At 40.8% G+C, this 26,427-nt stretch carries 19 protein-coding genes and 1 pseudogene; 8 read left to right on the forward strand and 12 right to left on the reverse strand.

The genetic code is table 11. The features are described from left to right. Positions 1-211 precede the first annotated feature (211 nt). From IQ31_RS06180 to IQ31_RS06190, 3 genes are all read left to right on the forward strand, one after another. The gene (locus tag IQ31_RS06180) at positions 212-1,891 is read left to right on the forward strand and encodes an RluA family pseudouridine synthase (RefSeq protein WP_145327461.1); all 1,680 of its coding nucleotides are present in this window, start codon (positions 212-214) and stop codon (positions 1,889-1,891) included. A 301-nt stretch (positions 1,892-2,192) separates the two neighbouring features. Next, the gene (locus IQ31_RS06185; protein WP_244294377.1) at positions 2,193-4,790 is read left to right on the forward strand and encodes a DUF5686 and carboxypeptidase-like regulatory domain-containing protein; all 2,598 of its coding nucleotides are present in this window, start codon (positions 2,193-2,195) and stop codon (positions 4,788-4,790) included. Positions 4,791-4,861: 71 nt separating this feature from the next. Further along, positions 4,862-5,062, forward strand: coding sequence for a hypothetical protein (locus tag IQ31_RS06190; RefSeq protein ID WP_145327462.1), 201 nt, complete (start codon positions 4,862-4,864; stop codon positions 5,060-5,062). A gap of 229 nt (positions 5,063-5,291) precedes the next feature. On the opposite strand, the gene IQ31_RS06195 is transcribed toward IQ31_RS06190, so the two are convergent. Further along, positions 5,292-6,977: a protein-disulfide reductase DsbD family protein gene (locus tag IQ31_RS06195; RefSeq protein ID WP_145327463.1), complete on the reverse strand. Its 1,686-nt coding sequence runs from the start codon at positions 6,975-6,977 to the stop codon at positions 5,292-5,294. Between the two features lie 99 nt (positions 6,978-7,076). Continuing rightward, complete coding sequence (locus IQ31_RS06200) at positions 7,077-8,144, reverse strand: PLP-dependent cysteine synthase family protein (protein ID WP_088161060.1); 1,068 nt, start codon at positions 8,142-8,144, stop codon at positions 7,077-7,079. Between the two features lie 160 nt (positions 8,145-8,304). Here IQ31_RS06200 and IQ31_RS06205 point away from each other — a divergent pair, with 160 nt between their 5' ends. Continuing rightward, on the forward strand, positions 8,305-8,763 hold the full coding sequence (locus IQ31_RS06205) for an Lrp/AsnC family transcriptional regulator (protein WP_046675839.1): 459 nt from the start codon (positions 8,305-8,307) through the stop codon (positions 8,761-8,763). A gap of 76 nt (positions 8,764-8,839) precedes the next feature. Here IQ31_RS06205 and IQ31_RS06210 read toward each other — a convergent pair whose 3' ends face one another. The 3 genes from IQ31_RS06210 to yihA all read right to left on the reverse strand — a co-directional run bounded on the left by IQ31_RS06210 (position 8,840) and on the right by yihA (position 12,098). After that, the gene (locus tag IQ31_RS06210; protein WP_145327464.1) at positions 8,840-10,516 is read right to left on the reverse strand and encodes a PNGase F N-terminal domain-containing protein; all 1,677 of its coding nucleotides are present in this window, start codon (positions 10,514-10,516) and stop codon (positions 8,840-8,842) included. Between the two features lie 80 nt (positions 10,517-10,596). Further along, entirely contained in the window at positions 10,597-11,451 is an 855-nt protein-coding gene (locus IQ31_RS06215) for a UbiA-like polyprenyltransferase (protein ID WP_120334694.1), read from the reverse strand. 17 nt (positions 11,452-11,468) lie between these two features. After that, positions 11,469-12,098 carry a ribosome biogenesis GTP-binding protein YihA/YsxC gene (gene yihA, locus IQ31_RS06220; protein ID WP_075991997.1) on the reverse strand — a complete coding sequence of 210 codons (630 nt, stop codon included), beginning with the start codon at positions 12,096-12,098 and terminating at the stop codon, positions 11,469-11,471. A 305-nt stretch (positions 12,099-12,403) separates the two neighbouring features. Between yihA and IQ31_RS06225 the strand changes: the two genes are divergently transcribed. Continuing rightward, the gene (locus tag IQ31_RS06225) at positions 12,404-13,339 is read left to right on the forward strand and encodes an ABC transporter ATP-binding protein (RefSeq protein WP_145327465.1); all 936 of its coding nucleotides are present in this window, start codon (positions 12,404-12,406) and stop codon (positions 13,337-13,339) included. Continuing rightward, positions 13,332-14,657, forward strand: a complete 1,326-nt coding sequence (locus IQ31_RS06230) for an ABC transporter permease (protein WP_145327466.1) — start codon at positions 13,332-13,334, stop codon at positions 14,655-14,657. The genes IQ31_RS06225 and IQ31_RS06230 overlap by 8 nt, the downstream gene beginning before the upstream one ends. 143 nt (positions 14,658-14,800) lie before the next feature. Here IQ31_RS06230 and IQ31_RS06235 read toward each other — a convergent pair whose 3' ends face one another. After that, entirely contained in the window at positions 14,801-15,328 is a 528-nt protein-coding gene (locus IQ31_RS06235; protein ID WP_145327467.1) for a DUF962 domain-containing protein, read from the reverse strand. Between the two features lie 141 nt (positions 15,329-15,469). On the opposite strand from IQ31_RS06235, the gene IQ31_RS06240 reads away from it, so the two are divergent. Beyond that, a complete protein-coding gene (locus tag IQ31_RS06240) occupies positions 15,470-16,123 on the forward strand; it encodes an HAD-IA family hydrolase (protein ID WP_145327468.1) in 654 nt (217 codons plus the stop codon). Positions 16,124-16,244: 121 nt separating this feature from the next. Here IQ31_RS06240 and rny read toward each other — a convergent pair whose 3' ends face one another. From rny to pheT, 4 genes are all read right to left on the reverse strand, one after another. Continuing rightward, positions 16,245-17,798, reverse strand: coding sequence for a ribonuclease Y (rny, locus tag IQ31_RS06245; protein ID WP_088161054.1), 1,554 nt, complete (start codon positions 17,796-17,798; stop codon positions 16,245-16,247). A gap of 355 nt (positions 17,799-18,153) precedes the next feature. Continuing rightward, positions 18,154-18,444: a cell division protein ZapA gene (locus IQ31_RS06250; RefSeq protein WP_046675831.1), complete on the reverse strand. Its 291-nt coding sequence runs from the start codon at positions 18,442-18,444 to the stop codon at positions 18,154-18,156. Positions 18,445-18,498: 54 nt separating this feature from the next. Continuing rightward, complete coding sequence (locus IQ31_RS06255; RefSeq protein WP_046675830.1) at positions 18,499-18,804, reverse strand: hypothetical protein; 306 nt, start codon at positions 18,802-18,804, stop codon at positions 18,499-18,501. Positions 18,805-18,844: 40 nt separating this feature from the next. Further along, positions 18,845-21,241 (reverse strand): phenylalanine--tRNA ligase subunit beta, encoded by a 2,397-nt coding sequence (gene pheT, locus IQ31_RS06260; RefSeq protein WP_145327469.1) that lies wholly within the window; start codon positions 21,239-21,241, stop codon positions 18,845-18,847. Positions 21,242-21,751: 510 nt separating this feature from the next. On the opposite strand from pheT, the gene purL reads away from it, so the two are divergent. Next, the gene (purL, locus tag IQ31_RS06265; protein ID WP_145327470.1) at positions 21,752-25,483 is read left to right on the forward strand and encodes a phosphoribosylformylglycinamidine synthase; all 3,732 of its coding nucleotides are present in this window, start codon (positions 21,752-21,754) and stop codon (positions 25,481-25,483) included. Between the two features lie 38 nt (positions 25,484-25,521). Here the strand turns inward: purL and IQ31_RS06270 are convergent, their stop codons facing one another. Together IQ31_RS06270 and IQ31_RS06280 are read right to left on the reverse strand one after the other, a co-directional pair. Next, complete coding sequence (locus IQ31_RS06270) at positions 25,522-25,968, reverse strand: DoxX family protein (protein WP_075991990.1); 447 nt, start codon at positions 25,966-25,968, stop codon at positions 25,522-25,524. Positions 25,969-26,246: 278 nt separating this feature from the next. Further along, positions 26,247-26,427 (reverse strand): annotated as a pseudogene (locus IQ31_RS06280) (AEC family transporter); the annotation flags it as partial.

Genomic DNA, 26,427 nt, shown 5'->3' on the forward strand with positions numbered 1-26,427 from the left:
TTGTATATCGTATAGCTGCAAAGGGTTTGCTATACCGAAAAAATGAAAATACCGAAGCTGGAGTGACCTTGATCTTTGTCGACAGCAATTAAACCTAAACAGTATCTTATATACGAAACATTTTAAACAAAAATCGATCAAGCTATTATTTAAAGCACATAATGTTGTATTTTTGCGAACATCTTTATTTTGAGGGAGCGCTGCGGACAAAATGGACAACAATACATATTTTCATCAATTCAAACAGGATATTTCAGCTATTGAACTTCCGATACGATTTACTTTTCCATTTTGCTATGAACCGCACCCCCTTGCCGTCACTGCCGCACAAGAACTCCAATACTACATCGAAACCCAAAGCGATTGGACCCACAATTTTGGCCTAGACTCCGCCGTGGAGGGACTCGCTATTGGAAAAATGTTCGGTGTACTGGTTGTCAGAAACCAACATAATGAGCTTGGCTACCTTGCCGCTGTTTCGGGAAAACTGGCCGGAAGCAACAAACACCGGCATTTTGTACCTCCCATCTTCGATATGTTGGAAGAAAACAGTTTTTTCCTAAACGAAGAGGTGCATCTCAATGCGCTGAACCGAAAAATAGAAAATCTTGAAGCAAGTGAAGAGCTGGCAAACGCCCAACGTAATCTTGGTCTATTAAAAAACGGATGGGATAAATCACTCGATGAACTAAAATCGAAATTGAGAATTCAAAAGAAGGAACGCAAAGAAACCCGTACAAAATTGAAGGTCACTTTATCGGATGCGGAGTACGAGTTATTGATGGAAGACATGCGGAGCCAGAGTTTAAAAGACAAACAACAGCTTCAACGTTTTCAATATGAAATGCATTTGGCCCTGGAGACAGAAAGTAACCATTTACACCAGTTGCTATCGACGATTACTGCGCTAAAAGAGGAACGTAAAATGCGCTCAGGAAATCTTCAAAAACAGCTTTTCGAACAATATAATTTTCGCAATGCAAAAGGGCAACACAAAAATGTAGTCGGCATATTCGATGAATTTGACCGCACAACACCGCCTGCCGGATCGGGGGAATGCGCAGCGCCAAAATTGCTGCAATATGCTTATGAAAACCAGTTAACACCCCTTGCTCTGGCCGAATTCTGGTGGGGCTGCTCACCTGCATCTGAAATACGCAGGCACAAAAACTACTACCCTGCCTGCCGCAAAAAATGTGAACCGATTTTAGGGTATATGCTCGAAGGCTTGGTCGTAGATCCCAATCCCATGCAACAGGAAACGACTTTGGATATAGCACTTCCTCAAATTTACGAAGATGAGGATATCATCATTATCAACAAACCGGCCGAATTTCTGTCTGTCCCCGGAATATATGTAAAGGATTCGGTCTACAACCGTATTCTTCAACGCTACCCAAATGCGGGACCGATTATTATCCACCGCCTCGACATGTCTACATCCGGCTTGTTGGTTGTTGCCAAAAACAAAGAGGCGCATAAATTTATTCAGGATCAATTTATACAACATACCATCAAAAAAACATACATTGCCTTACTGGATGGTATTATCGAAGCCGCATCAGGTTTGATCGATCTCCCACTTCGCGTAGATCTGGATGATAGACCCCGGCAAATGGTCTGCTACACTTATGGCAAGCCAGCGCAGACAAAATGGGAAAAAATTGCGATAGCAAATAATCAAACGAGGGTCAGGTTTTACCCCTTGACTGGCCGCACCCATCAGCTTCGCATGCATGCCGTCCATCCAAATGGCCTAAATACACCTATTGTTGGTGACGATCTCTATGGCAGAAAAGCCAATAGATTACACCTCCACGCAGCTTCAATTACCTTTATTCATCCTCGTTCCAAGCAAGAAATAACCTTCGAAATCGAGCCAGATTTTTGATAGCGCTGACTATATCGTTACAAAAGTCAGTAAATAAAGCAGCGGAAAATCATCGCCAAGTCAAAATGTAATGCAAAATTTATTGACCCAAATCAATAATTTAACATAAATAATTAAAAAACAACTGTTTACACGGGAATGTAATTCAATTACTTTCCTTTATTACATTACAATAAAATTTTAATTATTCTTAATTTTTTGTTTCCTTTGTTCACTGATTTTTTGATTTTAATACCTATAAAGTCAAAAATAAAGTAGAAACAGGAAAACAATTTTGAATTTTCAAGATTATAGCAATATAATGAGAGCTAAAATAAACGCAACAACCTTCATAACTAAACTCTTTTTTTCGATAACGCTCGTGCTAACGGTGTCTATGGCTTTTGCCCAAAACAAAACCGTAACCGGCACCGTTAGAGATGCAAAGACCAAGAATCCTATACCCTATGCTACCGTAGCCGTTGTTGGCGCACCGGCTTCTGCTGGAACCACAACATCGACCAATGCAAATGGTGAATACAAACTTGTCTTTCCAACATCTTATGTAAAAATCAGAGCAAGTTACATTGGTTATGACAGCAAAGACGCTTTTGTTACGAATGATGCCACGCAAACAAAAGAAATTCTGATGGATCAACAGGACAACATGCTGGAAGAAGTTGTCGTCAAGGCCAAAAAGAAAAAATACAGCAACAAAGATAATCCTGCTGTCGCATTGATCCGAAAAGTCATCGAGAATAAGGAAAAAAACAGACTTTCAGGGCAACAATATGCTGAATTTGACCAATACGAGAAGATGTCTTTAGGATTAAGCAATCTATCGGAGAAATTTGTCAATAAAAAAATATTCAAAAACTATCAATTTCTTTTTGAAACGGACGACTCGGCTAAAACTGCCAACAAATATGTTTTGCCTGCTTTCATTGAAGAAAAAATGTCCAAGGTATATTACCGTAAAGATCCAAGCAAAACCAAACAGTATATCCTTGGTGACCAACGTGCACAATTTGATCCAAGATTTATTGACAACGATGGTCTGACAGCCTATTTCAATAAATTGTACGAACAAGTTGATATTTATGACAACAACATTTCATTGGTTACCAATCAGTTCTTAAGTCCGATTGCAAACTCCGCACCTACTTTTTATAAGTTTTTTATTACGGATACGATTAAGACTGTACAACCTTGGTTGGTCGAATTAAGCTTCTTTCCACGCAACAAGGCGGACATGTTATTCAAAGGTCAACTGTACGTTACCTTGGACGGCAATTATGCCGTGCAGGGCGCCAATATGACTGTTGCTGATGACATTAATCTAAACTTTGTCCGTGACCTTCAGATACAGCTTAAATTTGAGAAAGACAGCAAAAGTCGCTTCTACCTAAAAACAAGCACCCTGGGTATTGATTTTTCTTTAACGGAAAAAGGCATGGGGATACGTGGAAGCCGAACAGTGGATTACAACAATTACAAAGTCGGCATTCAGCAACCTGATAGTACCTATGATGGTCCGTCTACGGTTATTGCCTATAACGTCGAAAATAAGAAAGCGACAAAATCCTTATTTGAAACACAACGACCGCTTGCCCTTGCGCAAAACGAACTGAACATCTATCATAATATTGATACATTACAAAAGATCCCTTCATTCCGTTCGTTCATGGATATCGCCGCGTTATTGCTGTCAGGATACAAACAGGCTGGCCCAGTTGAAATCGGCCCAGTCAATACATTCTATAGCTTTAACCCCGTAGAAGGTTTCCGTTTACGTGTCGGCGGACGTACGACAGAATCGTTAAGCAAGCGTTTCTATGCTGAAACTTATGCGGCCTATGGTTTTAAAGATCAGAAATGGAAATACTTTTTCAGTGGAACTTATGCGTTCAACAATAAATCAGTATACTCCTTCCCGATGCACTACATCAGGGCCTCTTATAAAAAGGATACGAAGATTCCTGGACAAAAACTGGAATTTATTCAAGAAGACAACTTCTTGCTATCTTTCAAACGCGGAGATAACGACCGTTACATCTATGAGACAAATTATGGCTTAGAGTATAAAAAAGAATTTTTAAATCACCTGGCTATTGGCGCTGCTTTCAATATCAACAGACAAACACCTGCTGGAAGTCTGACTTACCAAATGGTTGATGCCAACAATGAAAGTAGACTGTTCAATGAACTGAACTCGACCGAAGTGTCTGTAAATTTCAGATACGCTCCTCATGAAGAGTTTTATCAAGGAAAGATTTACCGGACACCTATATTCAATCAATATCCGATCTTCACGTTCAATTATACCGCTGGTATCAAAGGATTAGCGAAGGGTGAGTACAATTACCACAACTTTAATCTTGGTGCATTCAAACGCTTTTATTTGAGTCAATTTGGCTATGCCGACGTGACCGCAGAAGGAAATTATATTGCCGGTAAAGAGATCCCTTTCCCTTTCTTGACGATCCATCGTGCCAATCAGACCTATGCTTATCAATTAAATTCATACAACTTAATGAACTTCCTTGAGTTTGTCAGTGATCATAATGCCTCATTGAACGTGCAGTATTATATGAACGGTTTCCTTTTGAACAAGATTCCGTTGATCAAAAAACTTAAATTACGTGAGGTATTTAGCTTCAAAGGAGTATACGGTGGACTGCGTAAAGAAAACAATCCCGACGACCCTAACTATGGTTCAAAGGTATTCACTTGGCAGCACAATGCGGATGGCACACAAAGCTCCTATACGTTCGGTTCAGAACCTTATATGGAAGCTAGTATCGGTCTATCCAACATCTTTAAAATATTACGTGTAGACTACGTAAAACGTCTAAATTACCTTGATCACGTCGATGCACCAGCCTGGGGTATTCGTGCTCGGGTCAAATTTGACTTCTAATAGTTTCCATAAATTTATAGTATAATTTGAAGCTCTGTTCATACAAATGACAGGGCTTCTTTTTTTGCCTTATGCTTCCGCAACATCAGCTCCATCACCACCATCGCCACCTGGAGGATAAGTTGGAAAATAAAATGGTAGTGACGGATATGAAGGCTGCGACGGCGAAAAGCCTGGATTATTTGGTGGGGGCGGCACATTCACCTCAGGTAGGGTTCGGGGAAAGATTCGTACCTGCTTCGTACCTGCTTCGGACAAGCAACAGATATTGAACAGGTGCTGTACAGTTGTTGAACAGACCCCGAACAGGAAATATCTGGTCAGGGTTTGGTCAATATATGTTGCAAGATTGTCCCCGTCCGAAGCTGGTACGAACACAATACGAAGACAATACGAAGACAGCCCCACTGCATAAGCCCTGGAGACACAAAAAGCGATATTTTATCAAAAAAAATCCCCCTTGCACATAACAAGGAGGATAAAATTAGAATATGACGATGGTTAGTTTTTATGTTTAAATGCATCCACACCACTTTGCAGGAATGCCTTGTACTCTTCTACATTGTAGTTGGCACCGCTCTGAGGCACCAGTTTTTTGCCCGTCGGATCGACAATTACATACAGTGGCTGTGAATTGCTATCGAATGTGGCAGCTTGAAAATCGCTATTTTTCTTACCGATTGTATTGATCTTTTTGCCGCTATATTTGGAAACAAATTGTTCATTGGCAGCCAGCTCGGTCTTATCATCCACAAAAAGCTCGGCCATAACAAACTCTTCTTTTAATAATTTGGCCACCGCTTGGTCTGTCCAAACATTCGCTTCCATTTTACGACAATTGACACAATTCCAACCCGTAAAATCGATTAAAACGGGCTTGTTTAATTCTTTAGCCGTAGCTAATGCCTGGTCGTAATCATAATAAGGATCAAATCCTTTTGGCGTGCCTCTTTCATGAAAAATTTCAGCATATTTTTTCACCTTCCCGTCTGAATGTGCAGCAGCACCAGAGCTTACACCCGAAGAAAGATCAAAGTCTTGTGTTGCCGATGGTGGTAAAAAAGCAGAAATCGATTTTAAAGGTGCTCCCCATAAACCGGGCACCATATAGACCACAAAAGAAAAAACAACAATTGCCAAGATCGTTCTGGGAACAGATAGGAATTTCAGCTCACTGTCATGGGAGAACTTTATCTTGCCAATCAAGTATAGACCCATCAAAGCAAAAATAGCAATCCATAGCGACAGGAACACCTCTCTATCCAACCAATTCCAGTGGTAAGCTAAGTCGACATTGGATAAAAATTTCAATGCTAAAGCGAGTTCCAAAAATCCCAATACTACTTTTACACTATTCAGCCAACCACCGGATTTCGGCAAGGATTTAAGCATGGAAGGAAACATGGCGAACAAACCAAAAGGAATGGCTAGAGCAATGGAGAATCCCAACATCCCAATTGCTGGACCTAATCTTTCCCCTTTCGAAGCTGCCTCAACCAACAACGTCCCAATAATCGGTCCTGTACAAGAAAATGAAACCAATGACAAGCTGAAGGCCATAAAGAACAAGCCGACCAAACCACCTTTATCTGATTTGGCATCCATTTTATTGACAAAGGAGCTTGGTAAAGTAATTTCAAATGCACCAAAAAAAGATGCCGCAAATCCAACCAACAACAAAAAGAAAATGAAGTTGAATATGCCGTTAGTCGAAAGCGCATTGAGTGCATCAGATCCGAATGCGATCGTGATAATCATCCCCAAAGCAACATAAATCACAATAATAAATAATCCATACAACAGGGCTTTACTGATACCACTGGCACGACTTCCCGACTGTTTCGTAAAATAACTCACCGTCAGGGGTAGCATCGGAAAAATACAAGGCATCAATAATGCTGCAAAACCGCCTATAAGGCCTGCAATAAAGATACTCCACAATGATTTCTTTTCTGCCCCAGCAGCTTTTTCACCTGTTGCTACTGCCGCTACTGTGGTCTTGTTCGAGTCGGCCTTTACGGTAACGGTATCCGGAGATTCCTCAAAAGATAGTGAATCGGGACTGATCGTACCATCCGTAAACTCAAGCCCCTCCAACTTGTTTGTTGTTGTATCCGCTTGAGCAAACATGGCCACAGGCGCTATCAGCAACATGAGAAGGATAAATAATTTGAAATTGACTTTCATTTTGTGTTATTCTTAGGTATATATTGGTTTTTGAATAAATGAAACCCGAGGAGCTAGAGACTCCCCGAGTTAACTATAAACATATGAAACTAAATCTTTTTAAGCGCCAAATACCGGATTTGGCAGTCTACAGATCGGTTGAAAACCCGAAAAATCAACGTCTGTAGAAAGATATCCTTCTTTTACCGGCTCGTCTTTCACCAAATCAGTACTTAGGTATTTTTTGTTATCATCACAAAGTAGCGTCACCACGACAGCCTCATCACCCAGCTCCTGTTGTAATTTAATCGCTCCGATTACATTTGCTCCCGAAGAGATACCAACAGCCAATCCCAACTGGCGCGATAGTTTCTGCGCCATGATAATGGAATCACCATCATTCGCACAAACGACAGTATCGAGTTCATCTAAATCCACAATAGCAGGAATAAACTCATCCGATATTCCCTGAATACGGTGTGAACCTACTTTATGTCCTGTAGTCAAAGTTGGACTTTCTGCCGGTTCCAGCGGATGTACACGAACATTTGGGTTTACTTTTCTTAAGCTTCTACCCACACCCATTACCGTACCACCAGTTCCCACACCAGCAACAAAAGCATCAGCAACTAAGCCCTGTTCTTCCAGTTGCTTTACAATCTCGTAACCTGTAGTTTTCTCATGCGCTTCGGCATTATATTGATTCTCAAATTGCCGTGGAAGAAAAACACCGCCCTTTGCAGCAAGCTCTTCACTTAAACGAATACTTCCTAAAAAACCACCTTCCTCCTTGCTTATCAACTGAATATCCGCCCCCATACTTCGAATAATATCGGTACGCTCCTTACTCAGCCAGTTAGGCATAATAATCTTTACTTGATGACCAAGCGCTTTGCCGATTGCTGAAAAAGCAATCCCTGTATTTCCACTCGTGGCTTCAATAACAACATCAGTCGGGCGAATCTGACAATTCATATACGCTTTGTATAGAATATAAAGAGCCATCCTATCCTTAATGCTACCGGTCAGATTGTAGTTCTCACATTTCACGAAAATTCGCCCCGGTTTACCTTTGTAAGTATACTGTAGTTCCAACATCGGTGTATTTCCAACTAATCGCCACAGATGTTTGAATCTCTTGTCCAATGCAGGTGACAGACACGCACTTAATAATTCTTGTTCAGCCATTTCTTATAAATGATTATTCTGTTGCAAAATTGACCATTGACAAGATAATATTCAATACATCATCATAATTTCAATAAAAATTAAATTAAAAGACATAAAAACCAATAAATAATTCAGAACAATAGCGTATTTTTACAGCCGTACCGAAAATATTCAGATTATGGAATTGGATGAAATCGATGTAAAATTATTGCGCCTCCTACAGCAAGATGCCTCAATGAGTAACAAAGCCCTATCCTTTGAACTCAACAAATCTATTGCAGCTGTTCATGAACGTGTTAGAAAGCTAAAGCGGTTGGGTTACATCAAAAAAACGGTGGCAATTTTGGACCGCCACAAGATAGGCATTGGGTTAATCTCATTTTCCCAGGTTTTTCTCAAGGCGCATACGTTTGAAGTATTGAATGAATTCGAAAAAGAGGTGGCTAAATTCCCGGAAGTGATGGAATGTTACCAAATGGCAGGCTCTTACGACTTTATGTTACGTATAGCAACCAAAGATATGGATGCTTATCATATTTTTCTGCGGCATCGACTGGCCGTATTACCTCAAGTAAACACCGTACAGACCTACTTTGTATTATCGGAGACAAAAAGCGAGACGGCCTACCCCCTTTAATCTTTGTCTTAAAAACGAAGGAATATTGCTGTCATGTGCAATAGCATTATTGCACATGACAGCAATGAAAAACTAATTAATCGAATAACAAGGTACCCGTCACATTCCAGCTGCTGAAACTTGTTCCTTCAGGCGCTCCCTGTGGGATCTGTACCTGCATCGTATGGTCTCCAGCTTTTAAATCCCCCAGATCAATGTAGATCGGCGGTGTTACTGTACCTGGACACCAATTGGAGCGACTCAGATCGGATGAAGACAGCCCTGTAGCAAAATTGCCTGAAGCGGGGTTCGATAAACGATACGAACCGCAATCATTGCGCCAAGGGGTGTATTTAAAGAGCAATGAATCGTTTAGGAAAATGCGGTTTTCTTTAGGCACAAACTCATCACCATTGCCCCAGCCTCCATGCCCTGTGGTAATGTAGCGTAATTGCACATTTTTAGCATCCTGGTCCAAATGAAATGAAACAGTAAGACCTTTCTCCTTATCAAACATAGATCCGTACTCCTGACCGCCCATTTCCATGACATTGGTCGTCGTAAATAAAGACATCGTCTTTTTCAGACTGCCTTTTGACTCGGCATCGAATCCCGGATGTATCGTCAGCTCCACACTCACCTCATGTCCATTTTTATCATAGTTACCAATGAAGGCACCCACATAGACCTCCTGCTCGCTCAACATACCGGCCAATTCGGTTACGTCCTGACGGTACAGCACCGAGTCTTGCCAAACCTTATCCTTTAACTGAAGATAGTTAAACTGCTTAACACCAAAAGGTGTAAAGAAACGCATCAATTCAACAATAGGCTCAAAGGATGCTGTTTTTACAACCCCTTGATAGGCTTTACCATTGCCATTTTCATACTTAGGAAGGGTACCCATACCATTTTTCATGCCATCCAAAAAGCTCTGCGCCTTGTTGGTGGGGATGATAAAAACTGATCCAGTACGATCATAGGCATCACCTTTCGATTGTTCGACCAACTGCACAAATACATTGTCGCTTGTCTTTATTTTTGGGATTTTCACCTTTTTTACCAAAACTGTCCCATTAGCAAAACGCAAAATAGAATCCGACTTTACACCATCCGAAAAACGTATACTCTCCTTCCGAAAAACAGGTATTTGGATAAAACGGTTCTTCCAGATAAGATCTTTATAGGAAAGTTCATCGTAAGGTTTTTCAGTTCCTTTCAGCCTCAGTTGATCCGGTATAGTCTTTACCTTTTCTACTTTGGTGGCAAAGGTACGTGTATTCCCATTGCGGATTACCTCGAGTACCAAACCAAGGTCCTGACCAAGTTCCGTGGGTGCACCTTTGACCCCTAATTTATCGGTATACCAAACTTCTATTTTATTGGAATTGATGCTCGTCTCCACTTTTTTACAGGGATAGCCCAAGATTGTTTTAGTCTCGTTTGTGGCGTTAAATTTTTGTTTCGAAAGTGCGAGCGAATCTTTGGTTAGAATGATTGATCCGTCTTTGAGTTTAGCAATTTTAAGTAAGGCATTGCCTCCAGAACGCTCCACCACAACCCGTTCGTATGGCGGCGCCAACTGTCCGTTCATTTCTTTTGCCGAACTAACAAAAGTCTCCTTTTCATTGGCATAGACTAGAATGGCATTTTGATTGGCAGCTGTATTCCCATTGAAACTTTGATTATATTGAATGACATAATTCGACAGCTTTTGCGCCTGCGAAGACAATGACAAACATAAAATAGACTTAAAAAGAATACTTTTCTTCATAGCATGTGTATTGGTTTAGATGCAAAAATAAGAAAGGCTTTAGGAATTCCTAAAGCCTTTCTTATTTTATGCTAAAACGTTTATTTGATCAACCAGATATCCAAGAGGTAAAATACCGCAAAAATCACCGAGGCATAACCATTTGTTGTCATAAAGTCGCGATTGACCCGACTTAAATTAGTCGATGAAAACAGGGTATGCTGGTAAATCAGCAATGCCCCATAAAAGGCCACACCTAAATAATAAATCCAGCCTACCGGCATCAAAAATGCTGGTATTAAAATAAATATAAAAGAAAACACATGCAGGCATTCCGAAACGCGCATAGCTCCCTTCGTTCCTAACCACACGGGTATAGAATTAAGATGATTTGCCCGATCAAAGGCTTCGTCCTGCAAAGCGTAAATAATATCGAAGCCACTCACCCAGGTCAACACAGCGAAACCATAAAGTACCGGAACGGTCGCAAATTGACCTGTAATAACCATATATGCGCCTATTGGAGCCAATCCCAGCCCTGCTCCCAATACAAGATGGCATAAGGGTGTTATGCGCTTTGTATAGGAGTAAAAAAGCACGACAAAAAGTGCAATGGGCGACAACATAAAGCAAAGAGAATTGATAAAATACGTCGCTGCAATAAAAATCAGGCAATTTACCAGCGTAAAAACCAATGCATTTTTAGCGGAAATTTTTCCGGCAGGAATATCACGCATGGCCGTTCTTGGATTAATGGCATCAATATCTCTATCCAGATAACGATTGAATGCCATGGCAGCATTACGGGCCGTCACCATACAAACGAGCATCAAAACCAATAATTTCCACGAAAAGGCATAGTCCGTTGTGTGCAATGCCAAAAAGAAGCCAATAAAGGCAAATGGCAATGCAAATACACTATGGGCAAATAAAACTAAGGACAAGTATTTTTTCATCTGAACTTAAAATCTAGCTAAAACTGTTCGTTTCCGTCGAGTTCAGGGCGAACAAATCGGCCATTAACTTCATCGATAGCTTCTAAAATAGGCTCATGACCCATTTTCTTCTCCGCTGACGTTAGGAAAATCGGCGGCACCTCCTCAAACCATTGGAGCAATGATTTTTTAAATTTCGCAATATTCGCATCGGATTTAACAGTCGATTGCTTATCGGCTTTGGTGAAAACCAACATAAATGGTAAACCGCATTCGCCCAACCAATAGCAAAAATCAAGATCAATCTTTTGTGGTTCATGACGGCTATCCACCAACACAAAAACACATTGCAAATTGTCCCGATGGGTAAGATATCTCCGGATGAACTTTTCCCATTCATTACGACTTGTTTTAGAGGCCTTAGCAAAACCATAACCTGGCAAATCCACCAAATACCATGTATCGTCGATGATAAAATGATTGATCAACTGCGTCTTACCAGGTTTTTGGGAGGTCTTGGCAAGTCCTTTCTTGTTGGTCATTGCATTGATCAACGATGATTTACCGACATTTGAACGTCCGATAAACGCATATTCCGGCAAATTAGGTGCAGGTAATTTGTCAACTCTCGTGTTACTGCACACGAATTCGGCTTTTTTCACTTCCATGGAACAAAGGTACGTTAAATGAATCCCTTTGACAAGATTTGTACGGCTTCTATTCCATAAAAAAGCTCGACTTCCGATTTTATGGGCAGGATAATAAAATGTCCCTAATTATTTTTAACTTTCACTACAAACGATTAGTCAAACGAATAAACGTATTCCGAAGCGAAAATATGCATAAAATTTTTCAGGGATGCTGTAACAATTCAGCCGTACAAGATACTAACTACATAAATAAACGTCAGTCTTTGGAAAAAAAGCAATGTTCTTAAAAACCCAAAGAACGAATAAATTAAACCTTAAAATAGATGTTACTCGAAATCAATCATGTCACCAAAGATTACGCCAATCACCGTGCATTGGACGATGTATCCATTCAAATCCCAAAGGGTAAGATTTTTGGGCTATTGGGGCCAAACGGGGCGGGAAAAACATCCCTGATCCGTATTATTAACCAAATTACCGCCCCCGATTCCGGCGAAATTCTGTTTAATGGCGAACCCTTGGGCCCACAGCATATTGCTCAAATCGGCTATTTACCCGAAGAGCGGGGTTTGTACAAAAAAATGAAAATCGGTGATCAAATGTTGTATTTGGCGCAGCTTAAGGGGCTTTCCAAGCGAGAAGCCTTAACACGCATCCGAGATTGGTGCCAACGCCTGGACATCACATCCTGGTTAGACAAAAAAATAGAAGATCTGAGTAAAGGGATGCAGCAAAAAGTACAATTTGTCGCTACAGTCATTCACCAACCACAATTGATTATCTTAGATGAGCCCTTTTCGGGATTTGATCCCGTAAATGCCAATATCATAAAAGAACAGATTCTCCGCTTAAATCAAGAAGGTGCGACCATTATATTTTCCACACACCGCATGGAGACTGTGGAAGAGCTTTGCGATAATATCGCTCTCATCAACCGATCAAAAAAAATACTGGATGGTTCTGTACAAGCGATTAAAAAAGAATACCGAAATCAAACCTATCGATTGGAATATACAGCAAGCGAAGATAATTTTCTTCTGTCCGACGACACCCTATTTGAGGTCATCACGTCAACAAAGAATGAAAAAACATACATCACTACAATTCAGCTAAATAACAACAGCCATATCAATGATGTATTAATGCGTTTCATACCCCAAATACAGCTCAATCAACTCATTGAAATCGTTCCCTCCATGGCGGATATTTTCATCCAAAAAGTCACACAAGTCTCACCCACAGCTAACGATCATGCATAAAATATTACTTATCATCCAACGGGAATACCTATCACGTGTCAAGAAAAAATCTTTTATTGTCATGACTTTTGCCGTGCCCCTGTTCTTTTTCGCACTGTATGCAGGCATGTTTTATCTGACAAAAAAGAGCTTCAAAGATTCGCACACCGAAGTCTTTATTTTAGATGAGCAAGGCGACTTTGCCAGCAAACTCCAAAGCAATAAAAATGTAAGTTATACCATATCCAAATTGGACCTCCAGGCTCAAAAAGCGCAGCTTACACAAAGCGAAGGAAAACAGTCGATCCTTTATATTCCAAAAGATATTTTAACAAGCGAAAGAGCCGAACTGATTACCGGCGGCAAGACAAGTTTTGTCACACAGGAGATCATTAGCGGCCAGTTGGAAGAAATCATCCGTGAAAAGGAATATAAAGCCAAGGGAATCGACCTGCAGATTATCCAGTCCATTAAACCCAAAGTCACCATCGATGCAAAAGAAATAACAGCAGACGGTGAAGAAAAGAACAGCAATACAGCCATTGCAATGGGGCTTGGTGTCGCTTTGGCTATCTTAGTATACCTATCGCTGTTTCTCTATGGTGCCCAGGTAATGCGTGGTATTATCGAAGAAAAGAGCAACCGTATCATCGAAGTCATTATTTCCTCGGTCAAACCCTTTCAGCTCATGATGGGTAAAATTGTTGGGATCGGTATGGTTGGACTGACACAATTTGTCATGTGGCTAGTGCTTACAGGAGGCTTATTTATCACAGCAACGCTCCTATTTGTCAATCCTCAGGATATGCAGGAGGTTGCCGCAAGCCAACCTGGAGCCGGTAATATGAGTACCGTATCAAAAGCAATGGCCCAGAATGATTCTGCTTCTATCCTTACTTCGATCCAAAGCTTTAATTTCACGGAAGTCATCATTTTCTTCTTTCTGTTTTTTATTGCCGGATATCTGCTGTATAGTGCTATTTTCGCTGCTGCTGGTTCAGCTGTCGACAATGAAACAGAGGCCAATCAGTTTTCAATGCCCATTACCATGCCTTTGCTATTGACCTATATTCTTTCTTTTGGCGTCATTATCAACGATCCCAATGGACCGATTGCAACATGGTTAAGCTTTATTCCATTCACCTCTCCCATCGCTATGCTCGTTCGCATACCTTTTGGTGTACCCCTATGGCAGATTCTGACCTCATTGACCTTGCTCATACTGACCTTCTTATTTGTGACCTGGGTTGCTGCCCGCATCTATCGTGTCGGTATTTTGATCTATGGTAAAAAAGCAAGTCTCAAAGAAATCATCAAATGGTTCAATTACAAAAGCTAGCTGTATTCTGAACCAGCTGTGCATAACTACAGCAACATAAAAAGGGCCAAATTGCAAGCAATTTGGCCCTTTTCTTTTATCTACAAGCATCCCGATTAGGCTACGATTATAAATAGTACAATCAGCACCTAAAAACAGCTCAGTTAATATCTTAAATTCAATTTTTTAAAGACAAAATGCCACAACCATATCGGTCCGACAAGTAAAAACTGTAGAAACTGCTGTCCTGTAATTTTCTTCTTTTCCTTTCCCTTACCGATAAACAGCGCGGCAATAGCTAGCAATGCGATTCCCAAACACACCCAGATGACAGCCGGGCCACCATTCTTTTGAGTGTATTCCAATTGCACAATAAAGAAACTCATCCCCCCGATAGAGAATAATATCGCATAGGACAACGTTGCAGACAGCTTTAAATAATAGTAAATGACAATAGCGATGAAGAAAGAGCCCCAATTCAAAAAAGTATGCCAATTGAGTTTGACCAAGAACTCGAACTGTGGAAATGGGATCATCCAGATGCAGCCCATAATACCAAAAAACAATAATGGTAAAAAGATGGCTTGAATCAGACGGTTGGTCGGATCCTGAAAATTAGCATCCAGCTCCGCAAAATACTTATCTACGGGACGTAAAGGTTCTACTTCTTGAACTTTCTTCTTTTGTTTCATTCGGCAAATTTAACAAATATTGGGCATGCCTTAGGCCTTAAAGATGATAATATTCCTTATTTTTTGGTCTGCTGCAGGTCATTATATGCTTTCAGAGCATACAAACTCGCTTACTCCTATTCTATTCCGTAATATTGCAGCATGAAGTCTTACAAACATATCTTATTTGATCTGGACGGAACCCTGACCGACCCCGCAGAAGGAATTACGAAATGTATTGCCTATGCCTTGGAATCCAAAGGCATCCATACAGCAGATCTGAATAGCCTCAAACCCTTGATCGGCCCGCCCCTTAAAGATTCTTTCATACATACCTTTGGATTTGAGGAAAGCGAAGCTATTGCCTGTGTAGAAAAATATCGGGAACGCTTTTCAACCATAGGGCTGTATGAGAATATCCTGTTTGATCGCATACCCGAGCTTTTAGCATTGCTGAAAACAAAAGGGTACAACATCTACCTTGCGACCTCCAAACCCGAAATTTTCGCCCACAAAATATTACAGCACTTTGCTATAAATACCTATTTTGATTTTGCGGGTGGAAGCGCTTTGGACGATTCCAGACCGACCAAAACCAGTGTCATCCAATATGTCATGGAAAAGGCCAAGTTAACACGTCCACAAGACTGCCTCATGATCGGAGATCGCAAACATGATCTGATTGGTGCCCGAGAAACAGGCATGGATGCTATTGGTGTACTGTATGGCTATGGTAGCCAAGCCGAACTCGAACAGGAAGATCCGACCTATCTATTGGCTACGGTGACAGATCTGATGGAATTTTTCCGATATTAAGTCCATCCTTTGGAGAATGGAATGGCTGAAATGATCAAGTTGAAGGAAAAACGTGTAGAATTGCATAAAAAAAGCTCCAAACGAAATGTTTGGAGCTTTTTTTATAATGGATCCTTAGGATCTATTTTGCGTAAGACACTGATCTTGTCTCACGAATTACAGTTACTTTAATTTGCCCTGGATAAGTCATTTCCGTTTGAATACGGTTAGAGATATCAGCAGCTAGTATTTCCGACTGTGCATCAGACACCTTCTCACTCTCAACGATGACACGTAGCTCACGGCCAGCTTGTATCGCGAAGGTTTTCTCAACCCCAGGATACGATAAAGCCAAATCTTCCAACTCTTTTAGGCGCTTGATATAACTTTCCACAACCTCACGACGTGCGCCCGGGCGTGCACCAGAGATCGCGTCACAAGCCTGAACAACCGGAGATATTAAGGCAGTCATTTCGATCTCATCATGGTGAGCACCAATTGCATTACATACATCAGGGTGTTCCTTGTATTTCTCTGCAAGTTGCATCCCTAAAATAGCGTGTGGCAACTCCGGATTATCATCAGGCACTTTACCTATATCGTGTAGTAATCCAGCACGTTTCGCATGTTTAACATTCAGACCTAGTTCTGCCGCCATTGTTGCTGCAAAATTAGCTACCTCACGCGAGTGTTGTAGAAGATTCTGTCCGTAAGACGAACGGTAACGCATACGCCCTACCATACGAATCAATTCGGGGTGCAAACCATGGATTCCCAAATCGATCGCGGTACGTTCACCAATTTCAACGATTTCATCCTCTATTTGCGTCCTTGTCTTAGCAACAACCTCTTCAATACGTGCCGGGTGGATACGACCATCTGTTACCAAACGGTGTAAAGCCAAACGCGCTATTTCGCGACGTACGGGATCGAAACCAGATAGGATAATTGCTTCAGGTGTATCGTCTACAATGATTTCTACGCCTGTTGCAGCTTCCAATGCACGAATATTACGACCTTCACGACCAATAATACGACCTTTGATTTCATCATTTTCGATATTGAAAATTGAAACCGTATTTTCGATTGCAGATTCTGTAGCAGTACGTTGGATGGTCTGAATAACAACCTTTTTCGCCTCTTTAGTCGCCGTCAATTTGGCCTCATCCACAATATCTTTGATTTGAATCATCGCTTGTGAGCGGGCTTCTTCGCGCAACGAGTCCACCAATTGATTTTTTGCTTCGTCAGCAGTGACGCCAGCGATACTTTCCAATTGCTTAATCTGTTGTAATTTGAGCGTTTCTACTTCTTCAGATTTCTTTTCATTCAGTTCAACCAATTTATCCAATTGCTTTTTCTTGGTATCCACATCTTGCTTATCGCGATTGATGTTTTCCAGCTTTTGGTTAATTGACTGTTCTTTTTGTCTTAACGTATTTTCCTTTTGGTTGATGGTATTGTTACGTTGATTGACTTCCTTTTCGTGTTCAGATTTTAATTGAAGGAACTTTTCTTTGGCCTCTAATAGGCGTTTCTTTTTAATATGTTCCCCTTCCTGCTCTGCATCTTTCAGTATGCTATTTACCTTATCCTTGGCTTCCTGCTCTTGTTTTTTAAATAACAGAACCAATAGATAACGACCTATAACAACACCAACAATCAGAGAAATTATGCTATAAATTGCGATGTCCATGTATGTATAATTGTATTATTTATGTTTGTTTTTATTAATTATATTCAAATTCCAGTAAAATCATCAATCAGCCTGCCCCCTTACCTTTGGTATGCGCCAACTCAGTAGCGATCCCGATAAGTGCATCAGTACTTCATGACAAAAAAAAAACCGCAATTAAATTTAAACAGGTCTCATGTATTATTAAACTTCGTGATTACATAATTAGGCTTAGATTATGACCCAGATGGCTTTCGCAAAATGGCCTATATCTTTTTGCGCCTGTAATATTGAAGCGTTAAGTTTAAAATAGTGACAACCCGAATTTAATTGCGGCAAATTCGTCGTTTAAGCTCTAAATATAAAGAACGTAAATTTATTTTTTAAAGAAATCCGTCAACAACTGATCAAGTTCCTGTACTGAATTTTCCAAACCCACTTCGTGGTTTTGAGACTGCCGCTCTGCATTAAGCATACGCGTCGCAAATTGCAATACACACATGGATAACAAATCCTGCTTATCTCTCACAGTATAGTTTTCCTGCAATTCCTTTACTTTTTCATTTATCAATTTCGCAGCGTGTCGAATTACTTCTTCCTCCGCGCTCTCCACCCGAAGGGGATAAACACGATCTGCGATATTTATTTTTATGGAAATCTCTCCCATTTCTTTGAGCTTTTTAACGTTGTATTAGTTTGAATCCGATAACACTTCTCCCAACTATTTCAACAAACTAATACACTTGTCTATTTCCCGCACAAAATCGTTAATTTTTTGTTTTGTGTCAAGTATTTTTTCATTAATTGCTTCCTTATCCGTTTCAGAATCTAACGTACGGGCAACTGCCAACGCTTTGACCTTCTCTTCCAATTGCTTGCTCTTATCGTTGCTCGCATCGAAAGCCACTTTTAAGGATTGTACCTCTAATTTAAGCAAATCATTTTCTTCTTGCAAGACTTCGCACAATTGAATTAAATTTTTCGTTTTCTCAACGATCAGATTCATTTGTGAAGACAATGTTGCCATAATATAAATTGAATATTACCAATTAATGTTGTATCTCTAATTAACCACGCACTTCCGCGCCTAGTTCCTTCTCAAAATTAACAATTAATTTTTGAACTATCGCATCAATTTGCTTATCAGTAAGTGTTTTTTCTTCATCCTGCAAGATAAAGCTCAGAGCATAAGACTTTTTCCCTTCCGGAATTTTATCACCTTTATACACGTCAAACACATTTACCTCCTTTAAAAGCTTGCGTTCGGTCTTCTGAGCGACAAATTGTAGCTTATCGAAGCTTACATTTTCGTCGATCAAGAGCGATAAATCTCTGCGTACAGCCGGGAATTTGGAAACTTCTTTATATTGAATGCTATTCTTACGAATAATTTTCATCAAAACATCCCAGTCAAAATCAGCAAAGAAAACCTGACCTTCAACATCTGCTTTTTTCAAATCTGCGTTTGCAATTGCACCAAATGAAACCAAACATTTCTGCCCTTTCATATAGTTCAAACCATAGGCAAAATGGGAACTTGTAGCATCTTGTATCTGAATTCCTTCAATTTTCAGCCTTTTGATAACAGTATCTACGGCTGCTTTTAGGTTATAGAAATTAACTGCATCTTTTTTGCTATTCCATTGCTCAGCTTCATTTTTACCCGCCATGGCAAAAACCAGGTGCTGTGTTTCTTTATAACCTTCACCATCCAGCGCATAAGTCTTACCGAATTCAAAGAATTTCAGATCAAAGTTTCTTCGTTTTTGGTTATATTCAATCGCACTCAAAACAGAAAACACCATATTTTGACGCATCGTATCCAAATCCGAACTCAATGGATTATACAATTTAACCGCCGTTTCGCTATCATCCGCATAGTCCAGCTTTGTTAGGGAGTTGGACAGAATCTCACGAAATCCATTTGCAATGAGCAGATCAGCCAATTGATTTAAGACAACTTCCTTATCTGGCTTTTCAACCGTATTTAAAGAGGCCTTAATCTGTGACTTCAACTCAATATTGTTATAACCGTAAATACGCAACACTTCCTCCACAACGTCTACCTCACGTGTGACATCGACGCGATATGCCGGCACCAACACATCAAGGCCTGTTTCAGTTTCTGAAGTGACTTCAATGCCAAGAGCGACAATAATGGATTTAATTTCTTCATTTGGAATCGCCTGACCGATCAAACGAACCACATTCGCATAGCTCACGTGAAATGAAAACGGTTTAATCACAACAGGATACTCATCCTTTAGGGTAGATGAAATCGTTCCACCTGCAATTTCTTGAATCAATAAAGCAGCGCGCTTCAATGCTTCAACCGTAATATTTGGATCGGTACCCCGTTCGAAACGGAAAGAAGCATCTGTTTTTAAACCATGTCTTTTGGAAGTCTTCCGTACAGAAACAGCATTAAAATAAGCTGACTCCAAAAATACATTGGTCGTTTCGGCTGATACACCAGAATGTGCTCCACCAAAAACCCCCGCAATACACATCGGTTTTTCAGCATCGGCAATCACCAAGTCCTCTGCAGACAAGGTACGCTCCACACCATCCAGGGTAACAAATTTCTCGCCCTCTGTCGCAAGACGAACTAGGACTTTATTTCCCGCAATTTTATCAGCATCAAAAGCATGCAATGGCTGACCTAAATCGTGTAATATATAATTTGTGACGTCGACAATATTATTGATCGGACGAACACCGATAACATTTAATTTCTCTTTCAACCAATCTGGAGATTCGCCAACGCGAACACCAGTAATATTGATACCACTATAACGTGGGCTCGCCTGTGCGTCCGCAACGACCACTGTCGTTCCCTCAGCCTCAGCAGCCTTGAATGCAGAAACATCTGCTTTTAACACTTGTGTACGAAAATGTGCCGCAATATCTCTTGCAACGCCTAAATGCGAAGCTGCATCTGCACGATTTGGTGTTAAACCAATTTCATAACGGTAATCATCCTGGATATTGAAATGATCTTTCACTAGGGTCCCCACGGCAACATCAGCTGGTAATTCAACGATACCGGCATGGGATGTTCCTAAACCGATTTCATCTTCTCCACATAACATACCTTCGGAAACTTCACCACGAATTTTAGATTTGGTAATTTTAAAAGGCTCTCCTGTAAGCGGATGACATGTCGTGCCCACTGTAGCAACAATGACTTTCAATCCTGTACGACAGTTCGGTGCGCCACATACAATGTGCAATAACTCCGGTCCACCGACATCAACGGTAGTTACTCTTAATTTATCGGCATTAGGATGCTGTTCACAAGTTTTCACTTCACCAACAACCAAACCATCCAATCCACCTGGGATACTCTGCACGACGTCCAAAGCTTCTACTTCCAATCCTGTATTTGTCAAGATAAGCGATAGTTCCTCCGGTGTCGAATCTATATTAACGTGTTGTTTTAACCAATTATATGAAATATTCATCTCGAATTTGATTTGATGCACAAACTTAGATAAATTTGAGTTTATATCCAACGTCAATTTACCCTTCATCAACAGTTGGTCTGAATTTAATGCAGTAGGTAGGCTCCTCAAAAGACTTCATTAAGCTAGGCAGCAAGCGATTTTATCTTTTTTGGAAAGTTGATACGATAGAACCAAGTTAGCTATTTGGACCTTAGATTCATACCGAAGGAAGAGATCGTATGAAGGAGTTCATAAACCCCTTCCCAAGGATAATCATATTTATTCATAGGTGATGAATGCTGCGAATGTAGGGGCTTTCCCCGAACGAAACGAATGCAATTATTAATTATAACTTTTATTTACATGAATTAACACAACTTTACACTTATTTACACAAAACAGCAATTTTGGCCTTTTCCAATAAACGCAACCTGAGCCTATTTTTTAATGAAAATTCAAGCATTTCCATCAAAATAAATATGTAACTTTGTGCTTTAATTTGAAGAACGTTCAAAACAAACATTTATAATGATTCATTTCTTTGAGAACCCATCGAACACTGTATATGGTGTTCAAAGCGTAAACTCTTTATCACAAGAAGACATTACTAAACTCAACTGGCTATTCGGCAACGCCAAAAAACTAGACGACCAAAACCTTAACCATTACTTTGTAGGACCCCGCGCTGCGATGGTTACTCCCTGGAGTACCAATGCCGTAGAAATCACACAAAATATGGGCATTGCAGGAATTGTTCGTATAGAAGAATTTCAACCGGTACCAGCGGATTTCAATGACTTCGATCCAATGATTTCACAAAAGTTCAGTATGTTGACACAGGACATGTATACCGTCAACATCACACCTGAACCGATATTGGAAATTGAAGACATCGAGGCCTACAACAAATCTGAGGGCCTTGCGCTAAATCCAGAAGAAGTAGACTACCTCAATAATCTTTCGACCAAGTTGGGTCGTCTGCTTACAGACTCGGAAGTATTCGCTTTTTCACAAGCAAATTCTGAACACTGTAGACACAAGATTTTCAATGGTACCTTTATCATTGATGGCGAAGAGCAGCCCACTTCCCTATTTAAATTAATCAAAAAGACTTCTGAAACCAATCCGAACGAGATTGTTTCTGCTTATAAAGATAACGTTGCCTTTGTTAAAGGTCCACGTGTCACACAATTTGCGCCTAAATCTGCCGACAAACCTGATTTTTACGAAGAGAAAGCATTTGATTCGGTTTTATCAGTAAAAGCAGAAACACACAATTTCCCTACTACTGTAGAACCATTTTCGGGGGCTGCTACTGGGTCAGGTGGTGAAATCCGCGACCGTATGGCCGGTGGCCAAGGAGCGATTCCATTGGCGGGTACAGCCGTATATATGACTGCTTATTCGCGATTGGAACAAAATAAATTGGACCTTCAGGCAGGAACAGTAACTGAGCCAGCAAAGGAACTCAACAAAACACGCCCATGGGAAAATGCGATGCAAGAGCGTCAATGGTTATACCAAACCCCAGTTGACATCCTGATCAAAGCTTCCAACGGTGCTTCTGACTTCGGTAATAAGTTTGGTCAGCCCCTCATTACAGGTTCTGTATTGACCTTTGAGCATGAAGAGGATGGCCGTAAACTTGGTTACGACAAAGTCATTATGCAAGCTGGTGGTGTTGGCTATGGAAAACTAGATCAAGCGAAAAAACATACGCCGAAAACTGGTGATAAAGTCGTTATCCTAGGTGGTGAAAATTACCGCATCGGAATGGGTGGAGCCGCTGTATCTTCTGCAGATACAGGAGCATTTGGTTCTGGAATTGAGCTTAATGCGATTCAACGTTCCAATCCAGAAATGCAAAAACGTGCCGCAAATGCTGTTCGTGGCTTAGTAGAGTCCGATCATAACCCAATTGTCTCTATCCATGATCATGGTGCAGGTGGCCACTTAAACTGTTTATCTGAACTTGTTGAAGAGACCGGAGGTTTAATTGACCTGGATGCACTTCCTGTAGGAGATCCTACACTATCGGCAAAAGAAATTATCGGTAATGAATCGCAAGAACGTATGGGACTTGTGATCGCTGAAGATGATATTGACACGTTAAAACGTGTTGCAGACCGCGAACGTGCACCAATGTACACTGTAGGTGATGTCACTGGCGACCACCGCTTTACTTTCGAATCGAAAAGTACAGGTGAAAAACCAATGGATTACGCCCTTGAAGATTTCTTTGGTTCATCGCCAAAAACTTTCATGCGCGATAAAACCGTCGTTCGCAATTATGCTGATCTTGCTTATGATGCAGCCGACATTCCAAACTACTTAAACCAAGTATTACAATTGGAAGCTGTTGCTTCGAAAGATTGGTTAACTAATAAAGTAGACCGTTGTGTTGGTGGCCGTGTTGCCAAACAACAATGTGCAGGTCCATTGCAATTGGCGTTGAACAACGTCGGTGTTATGGCACTTGACTATAAAGGTAAAGAAGGTATTGCGACAACAATAGGTCACTCCCCTGTTGCTGCCTTGGTGGATCCGGCGGCGGCAAGTAGAACGGCTATTGCCGAATCACTTTCCAACATCGTATTTGCGCCAATCAAAAATGGCCTCGCAGGAATCTCCCTATCGGCCAACTGGATGTGGGCGGCCAATAATGAGGGGGAAGATGCCCGCTTATACCAAGCTGTTAAAGCCTGCTCGGATTTTGCCATTGCATTGGGAATCAATATCCCAACGGGAAAAGATTCTTTGTCGATGAAACAAAAATATCCAAACGGCGAAAACGTCATTGCCCCAGGCACATTGATCATTTCTGCCGCAGGAAATTGTACTGATATCACAAAAGTGGTAGAACCTGTGCTGAACAAAAAGGCCGGATCGATCTATTACATCAACTTATCAAAAGATCAGTTCAAATTAGGCGGTTCGTCATTTGCGCAGATCATCAATAAATTAGGTACTGAAGTACCGACCATTCAAGATGCTGCTTATTTCAAAACGGCATTCAATACCGTACAGCAATTAATTAACGAAGGACAGATCGAAGCTGGTCACGATGTCGGATCGGGGGGCTTGATTACCACCTTATTGGAAATGACATTTGCCGATGTTAATCTCGGCGCCAACTATGACCTTTCAGCTTTAAATGAATCTGATAGCGTAAAAGCCTTCTTTAATGAGAATATTGCACTTGTCCTGCAGGCGAAAGACGACGCTGCTTTTGAAGCGATTGTCAAGGAAGCTGCTGTGGACGCGGTTAAAATTGGTCAGGTGATCGAAGGTAATACGGTAACGATTAAAAATCAAGAAGCGGTATTCAGCTTTGATGTCGCAGCAACACGTGATGTATGGTCTACAACATCATTCCTTTTGGATTCAAAGCAATCTAAAAATGGAACAGCGCAACAACGTTTTGATAATTATAAAAATCAACCCCTAGCCTTTACTTTCCCAAGTCAATTTGATGGTAAGAAACCTAACATTGACGGAACTAAGGCACGTCCGAAAGCTGCGATCCTTCGTGAGAAAGGTTCCAACTCTGAACGCGAAATGGCTAACGCCATGTTCTTGGCAGGTTTTGATGTAAAAGATGTTCACATGACCGATTTGATAACTGGTCGCGAGACATTGGAAGACATCCAATTTATCGGTGCTGTAGGCGGTTTCTCGAACTCAGATGTATTGGGTTCGGCAAAAGGTTGGGCTGGAGCTTTCCTTTACAATGAAAAAGCGAAAAAAGCCCTAACCGATTTCTTTGCTCGTCCGGATACACTTTCGGTTGGTATCTGTAATGGCTGTCAGCTATTTATGGAACTTGAGATGATCAATCCTGAGCATGAAATTCACGGAAAAATGCTACACAATACTTCCGGAAAACACGAGTCAAACTTTGTATCTGTAAAAGTTCAGGAAAACAATTCCGTCATGTTATCGACACTAGCGGGAAGTACATTGGGTGTTTGGATCTCACATGGGGAGGGAAAATTCAACCTTCCGTATGCTGAAGAGCAATACAATATCGTTGCAAAATATGCGTATGAGCAATATCCGCATAACCCAAATGGTTCGGACTATAATACAGCAATGGTTTGCGATAAGACAGGGCGCCACTTGGCTACTATGCCACATATTGAGCGTTCGGTGTTCCAATGGCATTGGGCAAATTATCCAAAAGGTCGTCAGGACGAAGTTTCTCCTTGGATTGAAGCATTCGTTAATGCACGCCAATGGATTGACGAGCAAGGCAAATAAAAAAAGAAAAGCTCCTTCATGTATGAAGGAGCTTTTTTTTAGATATCCCTTTTGTATCCTGGTTTGTTCATCATTTGATCTAGGGAGTATTTTCCAGAGCCCATGACCATAAAAAAGATCAGCAAAAAGAATACGACTATAGAAAGCCACAATTCGGAATTCAAATAACTAAACCCGTGGGTGATATTAACAAAAAATACAGCCCCTACCAGTACCGGAAATAGCAGTAGTGAGGCCAAACGGGTTTGAAAACCTAAAATTAGGAACAACCCTCCCACCAAATGGGTAAAAACCACATAGTGAACAGCACCCCATGATGATAAGTGGAAACTACTTTGCTCAATCATATGTTGAACAACATCCCTATCATTTACGAAACTTACACCTTTGGCAAAAATAACGACCCCTAAGGCTATTCTTAGGTAATCAATCCATTGTGGGTGATGAGCATCGCCCCAATGTTCAATTTTGTGTATCAGGTTCATAACATACCTCCTTTTTATAGATGGTTATAGCCCAATAACAGTTGAACAGCAAAAAAGTTGTTCGCATGAGATGATTCACTATCAAAATGTTACGAAGTGAATACATCCCCCCGCCTACATAATACTTCGGATAAGACAAATTGCTGCCAAATCAGGCTTACGCTGTTTTCAAAATCAATCAATCAATCAATCAATCAATCAATCAATCAATCAATCAATCAATCAATCAATCAATCAATCAATCAATCAATCAATCAATCAATCAATGCAACCGTAGGCTAGGAGAAAAAAAGTCGAATAACAAAATCCCAAAATGCAGTTGTTAGCAGCCCCACAACAATACTAAAACCGATAACCAGATTGACCAGCTTGGTATTCAGATGGTATTGTTCGGCAATGATCCCTGAAGTGACCAAGGTTGGCATAGCTGCTTCGAATATACTGATCCGCGCAACAGCT

Source organism: Sphingobacterium siyangense, assembly GCF_007830445.1.
GTDB classification, from domain to species: domain Bacteria; phylum Bacteroidota; class Bacteroidia; order Sphingobacteriales; family Sphingobacteriaceae; genus Sphingobacterium; species Sphingobacterium siyangense.